The sequence below is a fragment of the Geomobilimonas luticola genome (assembly GCF_018476905.1).
In the GTDB taxonomy this organism is placed as follows: domain Bacteria; phylum Desulfobacterota; class Desulfuromonadia; order Geobacterales; family Geobacteraceae; genus Geomobilimonas; species Geomobilimonas luticola.
In genome coordinates, this window is the sequence record NZ_JAHCVK010000001.1 from 792,136 (window position 1) to 807,092 (window position 14,957).

Below are 14,957 nucleotides of genomic sequence, written 5' to 3' on the forward strand. Positions count from 1 at the left end.
AGAATTGCACACTAGGGGGTGGCCGTCACGTCGGCAAGCGGCGACTTGACGCTTTTTCCCTTGAGCCCGTACTTGTCCAGGAGACGGTAGAACGTCCTGCGGGGGATGTTTGCCAGTTTGGCCGCCTTTGACACATTGCCGCCGGATTCGGCCAGATAGCGCTGGATGAGGTGCTTTTCGGTCCGGGTGACCTGTCGCTCCCGTTCGGCCTTGAAGGACGTCTTGGTGTTGATGGTCAGCGGGGGGCCGTCGGCGTAGCTTTCGGTAAAGATGATGGGGAGGTTCTCCAGCCGGATGATATCGTCGTGGGTCAGGACCGCGGCCCGTTCGATGATATTTTGCATCTCCCGGATGTTTCCCGGCCAGGGGTACTGGAGCATGGCCTTGATGGCCCGCTCCTCGATGGCGACAATCTTCTTGTTCAGCTTGGTGCTTGCCTTTTCCAGGAAATGATGGGCGAGGAGCGGGATCGATTCCACCCGGCTGCGGAGGGGTGGCATGGTGACCGCGAACACATTGAGTCGATAGTAGAGGTCCTCCCGGAACCACCCTTCCCGGACCCCCTCCTCCAGTTTCTTGTTCGTGGCGGCGATGAGGCGTATGTCGACTTTTCTGGATGCCGTTCCCCCTACTGGCCGTACTTCTCCCATGTCGAGAACGCGCAGAAGCTCTGCCTGAAGCTTGGGGGTGATGTCGCCGATTTCGTCCAGGAAGATGGTGCCGCCGTCGGCTGCCTCGAAGAGCCCCTTCTTGTCAGCGATGGCGCCGGTGAAGGATCCCTTCTTGTGGCCGAACAGCTCGCTTTCCAGGAGGGAGTCGGTGATGGTGGTGCAGTTGACGGTGACGAGCGGTTTGTCGTTCCGCTTGCTGTAACGGTGGATGGCCCGCGCCGTCAGTTCCTTGCCGGTGCCCGATTCGCCGCGAATGAGGACGGTGGTGGGGGTGGGGCCGACCTGCTTGATAAGGTCGAGGACTTCCAGAGTCTTGCGGTCGGTGCCGACAATGAATTCGTCGCCGTACTCCTGGTCCAGTTCCCGTCGAGCCAGTTCGTATTTCTGGATCAGACGCCCGCGGTCCTCTTCCAGTTGCTGCAAATTGTAGGGGAGACACATCTCCAGGTTTGCCAGCCCCTGATGCACGGCAACCGCGTAATCCCGGCAGGTGCGGTAGCCGCAGGCGCGGCAGTTGAGTTCATCCTTCTGGGCGAACTTGTTGGTGCTCTGGAGGATTTTTCTGACGTCGTCCCCCCGTGGCACATCAAGTTTGGATGATTTGTTGGCGAAGGCCCTGGCGAGGTTCGGTCGTTTCTGCCGGTGCAGGTAGTGGGGAGCCGTTGCGTAGGGGACGGCACGCTTGAAGTGGGATATGACCAGGTTGCGCTTGTAGAGGCCGGTCAGCTCCTTGTTGCGGCCCGGGCTGCCGATGCAGCCGTCATAGCAGAATCTGACATCGGCAATGCGGGGGTTGATCCGGCCGCTTGCCAGGTCGCGGATGATTTCCATGACGTTCGCCTCCCCCTCGGCGGTGATGATCTCGCAGTCCAGGGGGTCGGTGGCGATGGAAAAGGCCTTGAAGGTCCCCTCGGAGATGGGGAAGATGCGACCCAGGCGGGGCTCCATGCCGTCAAAGGGCTCTTCCTTGAGGGAAGGGACACCGATTTCCCGGTTGCGGAACATCCCTTCCAGCTCCCGGTAGGTAAGGACGATATCGATGGCACCGCCGGTCTCGTCGGCCTGGGCTTCGAATTTGCCGGCTATGCAGGAACTGATGTACACGACTTTCGTCTCCGGCCCGCAGGTCTCTTTGAGGAATCTTCCCATGGCCACCATGGGAGAAACGGTGCCGACCAGGTTCTTGATCAGTTTGGGGTAGTGTCGCTCGATCAGGTCGACCACCGCCGGACAGTGGGATGAAATGAGGGGGTGGGTCGCTTGTTCGATGGCCCTTGCGTAGCTTTCCGCGATCAGTTCGACGCCGTACGCCCCTTCATGGACTTCGGCGAAGCCGAGCCGCTTCAGGCCGGCTGCCAGCTGTCCCGGTGAAACATAGTGGAAGAAGGCGGGGTAGGAGCTGCCGAGTACGGCGATGACCCGCTGTCCCGAGGAGAGAAGCTGGGTGGTGACCTCTACCTTGTCGCAGACGATCTTGGCCTTCTGGGGACAGTTGCTCAGGCAGTTGCCGCAGCCGATACAGCGGTCGAAGATGATGTCGGTATAGCTCTGGTCGACCTTGATGGCCTTGACAGGGCAGCTCCGGACGCAGGAGTAGCATTTGCGGCACTTGTCCTTGACGGTTACGATCGGTTCCATGTTCCCTCGGCAGAAAAACGAACTGAAAATTTTCCCTCACCATACCCTAAAAAAACGTAATGTGCAAGTATTGGCACAATGGTCCGCTAATGCGCCATGCATGGCACACGTGAAGGCAAAAAAACACCCTAGCGACTAGGAGGGCAAGTCAGCTAGGGCATAATGAGAGTCTCGCGACTCTCGCAACTCTGTGTAGTTTTATTATACTCCCACCTCGGGTTTTGACAAGTGAAAAAATTAGCTAACTAACTAAAAATTATGGATATTTAACGATTGCCCGCCAATGGTGACATAGGGCCGGGCAGGGTAATGCATGGCACGGTGGACGGCCATTGTCGGATTGTATCGGTTGCCGGATTATGGTATAAAAGCCGTAATGAATCTGGAGGAGGATAGTGAGCCTATGGACCTGAATCTGGAAGAACAGAAACTCCTCGCCGACTACAGGAGGCTTGACGGTGCCGGCCGGCAGGAACTCCTGAGGCTTGCCGACCTGCTCGTGAAAAAAAGCCATGTCCTGGGGATTGATGAGCCGGCACCGGCGGGCAACCAGTGCAACCTCCCTTCCCGGGAAAAACGGCCGGAATCCGACAAGGAGCCGATTTTTACCGAATGATGGCGGATTTTTTTCACGGCAGGACCCGGACCGTCCGCCGCTTGACCGGTTCGTGCGCTGCAGATTCAAGGTCTTCTGTCGGTGCCGTCCCCTCACCTCAGTTTAAACGGCAGACTGTAAAGACTGCACTCCCTCCCCACCCTTAAGGAATTCCCGTTATGAAGGCTTGTCGGCGTTCCCTGTTCCTGTCGTTTTTCGTCTCGTGCGTTCTTCTGCATCTCTCCATCACCGCTTTTGCCGGACCAACGCCTTCCCTGACCCAGCTTCCCCTCGGAGTGCGCTGGTTCAGTATCAGCATGAACGGAGAGCGGACAGGATTTTCCCGTCTCGCCATCGATTCCGTACCGGAGGGGTACAGCATTTCCGGTGAAGGAAGTGTCAAGATGCTGGTGCTCGGCTTTTCCCGTGAGGCATCGTCCCAGGAAAACTACCGGGTGACAAGGGACCTGGCCCTGAAGTCGTTCAGCGTCTCCCAGACCATCGACGGAAGTCACATGCAGGTTACCGGCGAAAGGACCACCCGTGGGGTCAAGGTGACCGTCGACACGGCGGGGAGTCGGAAAGAGAAGCTCCTCAAGACGAAAGTGCCGGTCTATCCCATGGCCGCGCTGAACCTTCTTCCCCTCCTGCGGGGGACGCCGCCGGGAAAAACCATCCAGGTGTCGGTGCTCGATGTCGAGGCAGTGAAGGTCAAGTCGGTGGAGATACGGGTCATCGGCCGGGAGCCTCTTCCCGCAGGGGGTATGGCGACCCATCTGCGCAACGACCTCTATCCCTTCGTGGACAATGATGTCTGGGTTGATGACGCGGGGAATACGGTGCGGGAGTCGGTGCGCAACGACCTGATCGTAACCGAGGCCGAAGATGCCGCCAGCGCTGCACGCTTCCTCGCCGAGGCGGCCGTGGCGAAACGCGACCTGGTCCTCGACTTCAGCCTCATCAAGGTTGCGACACCGATCGAGCGTCCGGCGGATGTGCGGCAGTTGGTGGTCGAGCTGTCGCCCCTGCCGGCCGGGTTCATCCTGCCGGCAGGGGCGGGTCAGACGGTTGTGCGCGGGGATGAAGGGCGGGCGGTCGTGACGGTTGAACGTGGCGCGGGAACAGCCGGGGAAAAGAACGGTACCGAAGACCATTCTCCCTATCTGCAGGAAACCGGGCGGATACTCTCCAACAGCAGGGAGATCAAGGACCTTCTTCCCGGAATCATCGGCTCTGAGCAGTCACCGCGCGGCAAGCTGGACTGGCTGGTGCGGTGGGTTGCCGCCAATGTGGACGAGGCGGTGACCGACAGTTTTTCCCCCCTGGAAACGCTGGCAAGCCGCAAGGGGAATTGCCAGTCTCATGCCCGGCTTTATGCCTCCCTGGCCAGGGCGGCCGGCATTCCGACCCGTTTCGTGTCGGGGCTGGTCTACGTTTCCGGCAAGGGGTTCCTCTATCACAGTTGGGCGGAGAGCTTCGCAGGGGGATGGGTGGCCGTGGACCCCACATTCGGCCAAGTGCCGGCTGATGTCACCCACATCAAGCTGGTGGAAGGGGATTCGCCGGAGGAGATGGCGGCCATTGCAGGTTTAGTGGGGAAAATTTCGGCGCGGGTTGTGGAGCAGCGCTACTGACCGGGCGCGGGACTTCAATCGGTCAGCAGCGGCATGATAACGCGCACGGGAAGTCCCTGGCGTAGGCCTTTACCAGTTTTTCCACCTGTCGTTTCATGTCGGCACGCCATGGCCCGACCGCAACCAGGTTGAGGTTTTCCGGGGCAAACAGGACTGCCGCCGTTGACTGAACCGTTGCCGCGTCGATGGATGCCGCTTCGGCCCGGTCCTCCTCCGTGTCCCGCACCATTCCCATCAGTTCTCCCCAGCCGTAGCGCACCTGCATCTCGTAGGTGGAATCCCTGCTGTACTCCAGGTCGAAGAAATATCCCTGGCGGACCCGTTCCAGTTCCTGAGCGGGGACGGGCTCCCGCGCGAGGCGTCCCGTCTCTTCCAGCACCCGTGCGACCGCCAGGGGGAGGTTCTCCTGGGCAGTGGAGAGTTCTATGGCGAAGCTGCCCGTTTCCTCGTAGGCGGAAATGGATGCGTCCACCGCGTAGACGATGCCCAGTTCCTCCCGCAGGGCGAGATGAAGGCGGGAGCTGCCGCCGCCGCACAGGATGCGCCGCAGCAGGCGGGTCGGCATGATGCGCCGGTCCTGGCGGGCGAAACCGCGGAAGGCGAGTTGTAGGTGGACCTGGCTGTCCGAATCCCTGACAAAGAGAGTGGCGGCGCTCTTCTGTCCCCCCGTTGCGGGCTCGGCCCCGGGTGCTGGCGCACCCTGCCAGTCGCCGAAAGCGGTGGCACACGCGGCAAACACCCGGTCGGCTTCAATGGCGCCTGCCGCAACCGCGACGGCGTTGGACGGGACATAGTAGCGGGCAAGATGGTTCCGCAGGTCGTTGACCGTGAAGCCGGCGATGGTGTCAAGGTAGCCGATGGTCGGCATCCCCAGAGGCTGGTCGGGCCAGAGCAGGCGGCTTGCCAGGTTGTGGGGGTTGATCTCCTCTCCCCGCTCGTTGATGTCCTCCAGGGCTTCCTCGGTGATGATCCGCTTTTCCACCTCAAGGCCGGCCAGGGCCGGCCGGAGCAGCATGGAGGAAAAAAGCCGGAAACCCTCGGCCACGTGGCGGGGATGGATGCGGGTGTAGTAGCAGGTAGACTCCTCGTCGGTGGCCGCATTGACGTTCCCTCCCAGCGCCTCGAAGGCGGTTTCCAGTTCAAGGGAGGTGGGGTGCTCGGAGGTGCCGCGGAACAGCATGTGCTCGAGGAAATGGGCAAGGCCGGCCGTGGACCGGCTGTCGTTGCGGCCGCCGACCTTGAGGTAGACCGCGATTTCGGCACTGTGGAGATGGGGCATTTCAACCGCCACCACGCGCAGGCCGTTGGAAAGGGTCGTGGACCGGCTGGTGATCATGGCTATCCTTTCAACTGGGGAGGATGTGTGTCGAAACCCTTTACCCTTTTGCCAGCAAATCCGCCCCGCGCAGCGTAAGCCAGGCGACCACGGTGTAGCGGGCAAGCTTGCCGGTCAGGACCAGCAGGGTAAAACGCCGCATCCCGACCTGTAATATCCCACCCACCAGGCAGAGGGGGTCGCCGACAACCGGCAGCCAGGATACGAGGAGGGACCAGGAACCGTAACGGTCATAAAATAGCTCTGCCTTTTCCCTTGTGGCGGTGTCGATACGCAGCAGTTTTTCTGTCAGCCATGGCCCGCCGTATCTGCCGATAAGATACGTCGTAAAGGCCCCCAGGCAGTTGCCCGTGGTGGCTACCGCCACGGTCATGAACGGATTGTGCCGGTCGAGGAGCATTGCCACCACCAGCCATTCCGAACCGAGGGGGATGAGGGTCGCGGCGAGGAAGCTGAGCAGAAAGAGCCCCGGATAACCGAAACTGGCAAGCAGATCATGCATGGTGTCAAGGTAGCGGAAAGGGGGGAGGTTGTCAAAGGGTTTGGCAGAAGGGAATACCCCGTTTTCAGCCAGCCGGCTTGACTTTTTACGGCGGCTGGTGTTAAATCCGCAGGCGAAGTTACTCTGTCTGACGAGGAAAAGAGGACGTTTTATGGGAACCATCTCCAGGATGTGCACGTGGATAATCGCGGGCGCTCTCATGACGGCGCTGCTGCAGGGATGCGGCGGAAAAAGTTCGTCTTCCGTCGCTGTCTCCACCACGGCTCCCGGCATATTCTACGGCAACAGCGTGGTGTTCTCCAACCATTCCACCGCCCTCACCTGGGGGAACAACTCCTACGGGCAGCTGGGGAACGACACCATAAACAGCGGCCCGGCTCCCGTCACCATTTCTCTTGCCACCGGCCTGAAGAGTGCCGTGGCGGGGGGGACCCACACCCTGGCGTTAACCAATGAGAACGGGGGGACCGCCTGGGCCTGGGGGAACAACGGCTATGGCCAGCTGGGGGATACGTCGACGACCGCGCGCATGAGTCCGGTCCGGGTTGTCAACCTGACGGGACTTACGGCCGTTGCCGGAGGGGGCCAGCACAGCCTCGCCCTCAAGTCGGACGGTACGGTCTGGTCCTGGGGATATAACGGGTCCGGCCAGTTGGGGGACTCCACGAATACAAACCAGAGTGCCCCCGTACAGGTCAATTCCCTGGCCGGTGTGACCGCCATAACGGCCGGCGGAAGCCACAGTGTTGCCCTGAAGGGGGATGGGACCGTGTGGTCCTGGGGGTACAACGGTCTCGGGCAACTGGGGAACAACGGCACGGCCAATAGTGCCGTACCGGTTCAGGTGGTGACGGATGCCGGCAACACGCCGCTTGCCGGCGTGACAGCCATAGCGGCCGGGGGAAGCCACACGGTCGCCCTGAAGGGGGATGGGACCGTCTGGTCCTGGGGATACAACGCGCTCGGTCAGTTGGGGAACAATACCATCATCTCCAGTCTGCTGCCGGTCCCGGTCGTCATGGCGGACGGGGTGACCCCGCTTTCCAATGTGACCGCAGTCGCTGCCGGCCTCGACCATACCGTTGCCCTGAAGGGGGATGGGACCGTATGGGCCTGGGGATTCAACGGCATCGGCCAGCTGGGGAACAACGACGCCATCTCCAGCACGGGGTTCAGGACTACGCCGGTCCAGGTCGTGTATCTTGACGCTAACAGTACGGCGCAACCCTTGACCGGTATCCGGAGAATCGTCGTCATCGGACACCATACCATAGCCATTGATGGCTCGGGAGCCGTCTGGACATGGGGCGACAACAAGTACGAACAACTCGGTGTCCCAACATCAAGCACGCCGTTGTTCTACAGCAAGACCGCGATCCGGGTGCCGGGAGTGGTCGTTAAACCCTGACGGTGCGGGCACAGGCAGTTTTCTCTTGACAGACGCGGGACGATTACGCGAAGATGGCGCCATGGTAACCACGGGCTTCAGCTATTTTAACTTTTACTTTTGGTACGGCTTTTATTTTCGGCCGTCTGCCCAGGGTAGGGGTTTGAGGTAGGGAAGCACACCACATCAAACAAACCGAAAGCCGAGGGTGGACGAATCCATCCCCGGCTTTTTCTTTTTCAGATACTGGGATAGTATCGACAGGGCCGGGGAGAAATCTCCGGCCCTGTGCGTTTCGGGAATCGGAAAGGAGAGGGGAGATGATCATTGTCATGAAGGCGGGTGCGGTTAAAAAGGATCGGGACGAGGTGTTGAAGCGGATAAAGGAACTAGGGTACAAACCCCATGTCATCCACGGCACGACCCGGGACGTGATCGGGGCGGTGGGGGACGAACGGGGGAAGCTGGTCCTCCAGACCATCGAGTCGATGCACGGGGTCGAGAGCGTCGTTCCTATCCTGCAGCCCTACAAGCTCGCTTCGAAAGAGGTGAAGAAAGAGTCGAGCGTGATTGCCGTCAGCGACACGGTTGCCATCGGCGGTCGGCAGATCGTCGTCATGGCTGGCCCCTGCTCGGTGGAGAGCGAGCGCCAGATCATCGAATCGGCCATCGCCGTGAAGGCTGCCGGGGCCCATATCCTGCGCGGCGGGGCGTTCAAGCCGCGAACCTCACCCTATTCGTTCCAGGGACTGGAAGAGGATGGGCTGAAGCTCCTTGCCAAGGCGCGGACGGAAACCGGGCTCCCCGTCGTCACCGAGGTGGTGAACCCGGAGACGGCGGACCTGGTGGCGGAGTACGCCGACATTCTCCAGATAGGTGCCCGCAACGCCCAGAATTTTGCTCTCCTCAAGAAGGTCGGACAGCTGAGGAAACCGATCCTCCTCAAGCGGGGGATGTCCATGACCATCCAGGAGTTCCTCATGAGTGCTGAGTACATCATGAGCGAGGGGAACCAGGCAGTGATCCTTTGCGAGCGGGGTATCCGCACGTTCGAAACGGCCACCCGCAACACCCTCGACCTCTCCGCCATACCGGTCCTCAAGGAGCGGACCCACCTGCCGGTCATCGCCGATCCGTCGCACGGCACCGGCAATTACCACTACGTGGCACCCATGGCGTGCGCCGCCGTGGCTGCCGGTGCCGACGGGCTGATTATCGAGGTCCATCCCGATCCGGAAAGGGCTTCCAGCGACGGGCCCCAGTCATTGAAGCCGAAGAAATTCGCCGTACTGATGGATCAGCTGCGGCGCATCGCCCCGGCGATGGAGCGCGAGCTGTGACGTCGGCCTGACCGCTTTTATGCTTGCCCTGCCGGGAACTTTTCATTACCATGAGAAAAACTTCATCATAGGGGGGTGGGGATGGGAAAGCTCATGGCAGTGGCGGTGTTGGTAGGTATTGCCTGTTTTGCGGGGACGGTGCGGGAACTGCCGGCCGCCTCCGCCGACAGTGGCGTAGAGGCCGAGGTCAAGCGGGACATGGAGTTTGCCCTCGACCTGTGGCGGGATGGCAGGTATGATGATCTTTACGAACAGGTGGTTCCCGGCGGCAAGCAGAGCAAGGAGACGTTCGTCAGAAAAATGCAACTGGCGACCAGGCGTCCCGCCTGCTGCTGGGAAAAGGTGCAGGAGGTACGGGTGACGGTGAAAAGCGAAACGAGCGCGACGGTCCGGGCCAAACTCGGGTTCGAAGAGGGGGTCGGGACCGAATACCTCACCCGTACCTTCAAGGTAGTGAAGCAGGGAGATACGTGGCGGCTGGCCCAGGCGGACGTTGTCTCTCTCGCTGCGGTGAGCAAGAAAAAGCGCTATGTGACAAAGCGCCGGAGCGACCATGGGGAGAACGGCAGATAAAACTTTTCACCAGCGGTGGTTATGGCTGTTGCTTCTGACAGTGTGCTGTCTCTTTATGACCGCGCCGAAGCTTCTGGCCGACCAGGTGGACGATGAGATCGCCGCGCGTCAGGGGTTTGAGGAGATCCTTGACCTCTGGCGCGGCGAAGAGTTCGAGCTCCTTTCCCTGCGGGTGACCCCTTCTGACGGCAGCCGTGGTTACTTCCTCGAACGGATGGTGTATGCCAGCCGCGTTCCGGCATGCTGCTGGGAAAAGCTGCAGGATGTCAAGGTGACCTGGCAGGGTGAGGGGAGGGTTTCCCTCGCTGCGCGGGTAGGGCTGGAAGCGGAAGGATTCGGGGTCCGTTTCGTGAACCATGTCTTTTCCCTCGTGCGGGAGCATGGCGTCTGGAAAGTACCGGCCGTCGACATCCTCACCCTCGCTGCCCCCAACCCGCAACGTGTTCCGCGCAAGATACCCCTGCGGCAGGAATAGGGTATGCCGATTTCAGGCAGTTGAGGAGGGGGCTGATTCCGCGGTCTCCTTCGCCGCCACCGGCAGCGCGATGTAAAAAGAGCTTCCCTTCCCCGGCTTGCTTTCGACCCAGGCCCTCCCCTGGTGGGCGTGGATGATTTCCCGGACCAGGGACAAACCCAGCCCCGTTCCGCCGATGGTCCGGCGGTCTGTATTGTCCACGCGGTAAAATCTCTCGAAGACCCGCTCCAGTTCCTCCGTTGGAATGCCAATCCCTTCGTCCCGCACCCGGACAATGACCATTTCCTCTTCGTGGCGGGCGCCGATGGTGACGGTGCCCCCATAGGGTGAATATTTGATGGCGTTGGAAATGAGGTTGGTGAGCACGTGGTATAGCTGTGCGCCGTCACCATGCACCTTCGGCAGGCCGGTGGGACAGTCGATCACAAGGTGATGCTTTTCCGATGCGGTCTGAAACAGGGCGACCGCTTCTCCTATCACATCTTCCATGGCGAGGGGGGCGAAGACGAATGATTGGCGCCGGGCGTTGAGACGCTGCAGGTCGAGGAAATTGCCGATCAGTTCGTTGAGCCGCAGCGTTTCGCGCTGCATGGTGCCGAGATAGGTCTGCTGCTCTTCCCGCGGGACTTCGTTCTCGAGCATGAACTCCGTAAAGCCGAGCATGGCCGTCAAGGGAGTACGCATTTCATGGCTCACGGCGGAGACCATTTCGTCCTTGAGCCGTTCCAGGTCTTTGTGCTCGGTGATATCGACGGCGATCTCCATCCTCACCAGCCGACCGTCTATCCAGCGGATCGCCTTGTCGGTGCACTGGTACCATCTGCCGGTCCTGGTGTTCTGGAATTCCCAGACACAGGGGGGGAGCGGCTCGCCATCCTTTACCAGCCGGTCATTGGTGCAGAAGTCGCAGGGTCTGGTCTGCCCCTCCTGAAGAACCTCGTAGCAGGGTCTTTCCCGCCAGTCTCCGCCGAAGAGGGTGGCAGCGTAGTTGTTCATGTAGAGAAGCCGGTAATCCTCCAGGCCGGCGACATACACGATGGCATTGAGGGAGTCGAAAATGGTGCTGATCTGGCTGAACTGGGTCAGCATGGCTGTTTCGGCCCGCCGACGTTCGGTCACGTCATTGGCCAGCACCAGTTTGGCCGCCTTGCCGTCGAAGGTTAACGTATGCGTGGTGATTTCCACGTCGATCACCGTGCCATCTTTTTTCCGGTGTCGCCAGTACCCGGACTGGCCAAGTCCAGGGGGAACCTGCGCAATGCTGTCAAGGAGCCGGGGGAGGTCTTCGGGAGGACGGATATCCCTGATGGTCATGGCGAGAAATTCTTCGCGCGAATAACCGTAGTGGCTGACGGCTGCATCGTTTATTGCCAGGAAGGCGAGGGTTTCCAGGTCGTAGACCCACATGGGGTGAGGATTGCTCTCGAACAGGAGGCGATAACGTTCTTCAGCGGCCCGCAGGTCGTCCACCCGCTTCTTCCGTTCCAGTTCCGCCGCGGCCCGCACCGCGAAGATCCGGAACATTGCCTCCGCCTCGTCCTTGCCTTCAAGGGGCTGGCAACCTAAAATAGCCATGATCCCGAGGACATGCCCTTCCGAGTCGCATAGCGGTACACCGACGTAGCTCTCAATCCCCATGGCGGCAAGCAGATGATCCTGGGGAAACTGTCGTGCTGCGCCCGCCGGATAGCAGCAAATCCTCCCCTCTCCCTGGGTAACGTCAGCGCAGGGGGTCCCGGCCAGGTCGTACTCGAAGTTCTCCATGGGGTTCCCCTTGCCGAATACGGCAATGGTCCGCACCCTTGCCAGTCCTTCGCCGGTCAGTTCGCCGACCAGGACATAATCGACCCGCAGGAGCTCCGCAAGTTTCCGGACCAGGGACTGGAAGAATGCCTTGCCGGTGGTCGCCGATACCCCCTGGACGACCTCGAACAGATTGTCGTCCTTGCGCTGGAGGGCCTTGACATAGCGGTACACGAGGAAATAGAGCAGATTGGCGGTTACGACGGTAAACAGCCACCCCTTTGCGATGGAAATCCGGGTGATGGTAGTCGGGTTCTTGAACAGCAGATGGAGCAGTTCGTCGGAAAGGAGTATCCAGAGCCCGGCCACGGCGGCATAAATCAGTGCGATCTTGAGGGGGATCAGGGAGCCGTAGTTATTGTTCAGGACCCGGGGGCGCTTTTTCACTCTTCCTTCTCTCCTCGTGGCAAATAGTGACGGACATACGTAAGGACGAAAGCAGCATTGCAGAATGGAGGCGCGGTGACAGCCGTCGCTGCGCCCACCATATTCTAGCAAAGGAGTGCAGAATTGTCAGCCCTTCTCCGGAGAAAATACATGACGAAGTGAAAAACCGGCCAGCGCGTGTCAGTGTTGGTGGGGGGAATGGAACTTGACGCAAATTTTTGCATCGGGTAGTGTGAAAGGATGTCACCTATCGTAACCGAACGGAAAAAACCGGAGCTCCTCTCTCCGGCCGGATCACTGGAGTCGTTTTTCGCTGCCATGGAAAAGGGGGCAGATGCCGTCTATGCAGGCCTCAAGGAATTTTCCGCCCGGGCCAAAGCGAAGAACTTCACCCTGTACGAGATGGAGCGGCTCACCGCCTACGCCCATTCTCTCTCCCGCCGGGTCTATGTCACCCTCAATACGCTCGTCAAGGAGCAGGAACTCCCCCAGCTGGTGGAAACCCTGGCGGACCTGGAGGCAATGGGGACGGACGGCGTGATCCTCCAGGATCTGGCGGTGGCCCGCCTCATCCGCCGGCATTTCCCCGGCATCCCCCTCCACGCCTCCACCCAGATGACCATCCACAACTCGCTCGGGGTCCGCCAACTGGAGGAGCTCGGCTTTCAGCGGGTGGTGCTGGCACGGGAACTCCATATCGACGAGATCGCAACCATCGCGAAACAGAGTACGGCCGAGATCGAGTGCTTCATTCACGGCGCCCTCTGTTTCTCCATCTCGGGACAATGTTACTTCTCCTCCTTCCTCGGCGGCCACAGCGGCAACCGGGGGCGCTGCGCCCAGCCCTGCCGCCGCCAGTACACCTACCGGGGGAAGGAAGGGTACTACTTCTCCACCAACGATTTTTCCTCCATCGACATGCTCCCCCAACTCGTGGAGGCGGGGGTCGCCTCCCTGAAGATCGAAGGGCGGATGAAATCGGCCGAGTACGTGGCGAGCGTCATCGGCGCCTACCGGCTCGTCCTCGATGCTCCTCCCCACCGGCGCGACGAGGCGATTGCCGGGGCCAAGGAGCTCCTGAAGCTCTCCTTCGGACGAGTTCCCACCAAGGGATTTCTCGCCTCCCACCAGCCGACCGACATCGCTACGCCGTCCCTCAAGGGGGCCACCGGCCGTTTTCTCGGTGAAATCCGCGCCATCCAGGGGGACCGGATCAGCTTCGAAACCCGGGACCGCCTCCATGTGGGGGACCGGATCCGGGTCCAGCCGAAAAGCGACATGGCGGGGCGCGCCTTTACCATCAAGGAGCTGTACACCGGCCGGCAACAGGTGAAGAATGTCCGGGAAAAAACCGTCGTCAGCACCGTTTCCCCCTTCCCCTTCAAGATAGGGGACACGGTGTTCAAGGTCTCCTCGGAAACCGCCTTCACCATGAGCGAGAGCGCCTGCAGAAAGCGGCTGGAGGGGGTGAAAGGGGGCAAGTTCCCCTGCGATCTCAACCTCGCCCTCGACGGTGACGTCATGCGGATAACAGGAAGGGTTGCCGGGTGCGAGATCGTCGAGGAGTACCCCCTCGGCGTCCTGGAGCCGGCCCGCACCAGCGACATGGCCGGGGTGCTCCAGGCCCAGTTCTCCCGGAGCGGCGACACCCCCTTCGAACTGCGAAGCCTCTCCGCCGTCGGCTTCCCGGCAGTGCTCATCCCTCCGGCCCGGCTCAAGGATATCCGCCGCCAGTTCTACCAGTCCCTGGCGGACCGGGTGCTTCCCGACCTGCAGAAACGGCGCGGCGCGGCGAAGAGGGGTGCCTTGGCGGAGCTGGTGAGGCCGCGGCCGACCCGGAATTCCCGTCGCAGCGAGCTGATCCTCCGCCTGGAACATCTGCGGGATTATCATCTCCTCCACCGGGAGGGGGTGGACGTCATCGGCCTCCCCGTCTCCCGCGCCAACCTCCACCAGCTGCCGCTCTTTGCCCGGAAGCTGCGGGGGCGGGAAGAGCAGGTGCTCTGGCGGCTTCCCTTCATTATCTTCGAGGCGGACCTCCCTTTTTACCGGCAGGGGGCGGAACAGATCGTCGCGGCCGGCTTCCGCCGCTTCGAGGCGGCCAACCTCTCCCACTTCCCCCTGCTCAAGGGACTGGACGTGGAGGTTTCAACCGACTACCGGCTCTTCTCCCTCAACAGCCAGGCGCTCCAGTCCTGGCAGGAACTGGGTGCGGTTGCGGCCACACTCTATATCGAAGACGATGGGGAGAACATGGCGGCACTCCTGGCGGCGGACCTTCCCATCGGCCGACGGGTGCTGGTGTACGGCGGGGTTCCTGCCATCACTTCCAAGATCGCCATCCGGAGCGTCAAGAACGATGCGCCGGTCCTTTCCGACCGGGGTGACGGGTACGAGGTGACGGTAAAGGACGGCCTGACGGTGATAACCCCGACCCGCCGCTTCTCCCTCACCCGGTTTCGGGGGCGGTTGCAGGAGATGGGGTGCTCCAGCTTCATCGTCGACCTCTCCGGCGTTCCCCCGGACCAGTGGCCCTCTGTCCTGGAGGCATTCGGCCGGGGGCAGGAGATTGCGGGGACGTCGGAGTTCAATTTCACCATGGGGCTTGTTTAGAAA

The 14,957-nt window shown here is 61.1% G+C and carries 11 protein-coding genes; 7 read left to right on the plus strand and 4 right to left on the minus strand.

Going from position 1 to position 14,957, the window contains the following annotated elements; genetic code table 11:
• Positions 1–11: 11 nt before the first annotated feature.
• Entirely contained in the window at positions 12–2,309 is a 2,298-nt protein-coding gene (locus tag KI810_RS03705) for a sigma 54-interacting transcriptional regulator (RefSeq protein WP_214174111.1), read from the minus strand.
• A 403-nt stretch (positions 2,310–2,712) separates the two neighbouring features.
• Here KI810_RS03705 and KI810_RS03710 point away from each other — a divergent pair, with 403 nt between their 5' ends.
• Positions 2,713–2,925 carry a hypothetical protein gene (locus KI810_RS03710; protein WP_214174112.1) on the plus strand — a complete coding sequence of 71 codons (213 nt, stop codon included), beginning with the start codon at positions 2,713–2,715 and terminating at the stop codon, positions 2,923–2,925.
• A 158-nt stretch (positions 2,926–3,083) separates the two neighbouring features.
• Positions 3,084–4,538: a transglutaminase-like domain-containing protein gene (locus KI810_RS03715; RefSeq protein ID WP_214174113.1), complete on the plus strand. Its 1,455-nt coding sequence runs from the start codon at positions 3,084–3,086 to the stop codon at positions 4,536–4,538.
• 22 nt (positions 4,539–4,560) lie between these two features.
• On the opposite strand, the gene KI810_RS03720 is transcribed toward KI810_RS03715, so the two are convergent.
• Positions 4,561–5,874 carry a M16 family metallopeptidase gene (locus tag KI810_RS03720; protein ID WP_214174114.1) on the minus strand — a complete coding sequence of 438 codons (1,314 nt, stop codon included), beginning with the start codon at positions 5,872–5,874 and terminating at the stop codon, positions 4,561–4,563.
• A 40-nt stretch (positions 5,875–5,914) separates the two neighbouring features.
• Positions 5,915–6,577 carry a YqaA family protein gene (locus tag KI810_RS03725; protein ID WP_343213461.1) on the minus strand — a complete coding sequence of 221 codons (663 nt, stop codon included), beginning with the start codon at positions 6,575–6,577 and terminating at the stop codon, positions 5,915–5,917.
• Here KI810_RS03725 and KI810_RS03730 point away from each other — a divergent pair.
• The 4 genes from KI810_RS03730 (at position 6,576) to KI810_RS03745 (ending at position 10,151) form a co-directional block, all read left to right on the plus strand.
• The gene (locus KI810_RS03730) at positions 6,576–7,784 is read left to right on the plus strand and encodes an RCC1 domain-containing protein (RefSeq protein WP_214174115.1); all 1,209 of its coding nucleotides are present in this window, start codon (positions 6,576–6,578) and stop codon (positions 7,782–7,784) included. The two genes, KI810_RS03725 and KI810_RS03730, sit on opposite strands and share 2 nt — an antisense overlap.
• 299 nt (positions 7,785–8,083) lie before the next feature.
• Positions 8,084–9,103: a 3-deoxy-7-phosphoheptulonate synthase gene (gene aroF, locus KI810_RS03735; protein ID WP_214174116.1), complete on the plus strand. Its 1,020-nt coding sequence runs from the start codon at positions 8,084–8,086 to the stop codon at positions 9,101–9,103.
• Between the two features lie 81 nt (positions 9,104–9,184).
• On the plus strand, positions 9,185–9,676 hold the full coding sequence (locus KI810_RS03740) for a hypothetical protein (RefSeq protein ID WP_214174117.1): 492 nt from the start codon (positions 9,185–9,187) through the stop codon (positions 9,674–9,676).
• A gap of 55 nt (positions 9,677–9,731) precedes the next feature.
• Complete coding sequence (locus KI810_RS03745; protein ID WP_214174118.1) at positions 9,732–10,151, plus strand: hypothetical protein; 420 nt, start codon at positions 9,732–9,734, stop codon at positions 10,149–10,151.
• Between the two features lie 12 nt (positions 10,152–10,163).
• Here the strand turns inward: KI810_RS03745 and KI810_RS03750 are convergent, their stop codons facing one another.
• Complete coding sequence (locus tag KI810_RS03750) at positions 10,164–12,341, minus strand: ATP-binding protein (protein ID WP_343213462.1); 2,178 nt, start codon at positions 12,339–12,341, stop codon at positions 10,164–10,166.
• 240 nt (positions 12,342–12,581) lie between these two features.
• Between KI810_RS03750 and KI810_RS03755 the strand changes: the two genes are divergently transcribed.
• Entirely contained in the window at positions 12,582–14,954 is a 2,373-nt protein-coding gene (locus KI810_RS03755) for a peptidase U32 family protein (RefSeq protein ID WP_214174119.1), read from the plus strand.
• Positions 14,955–14,957 lie beyond the last annotated feature (3 nt).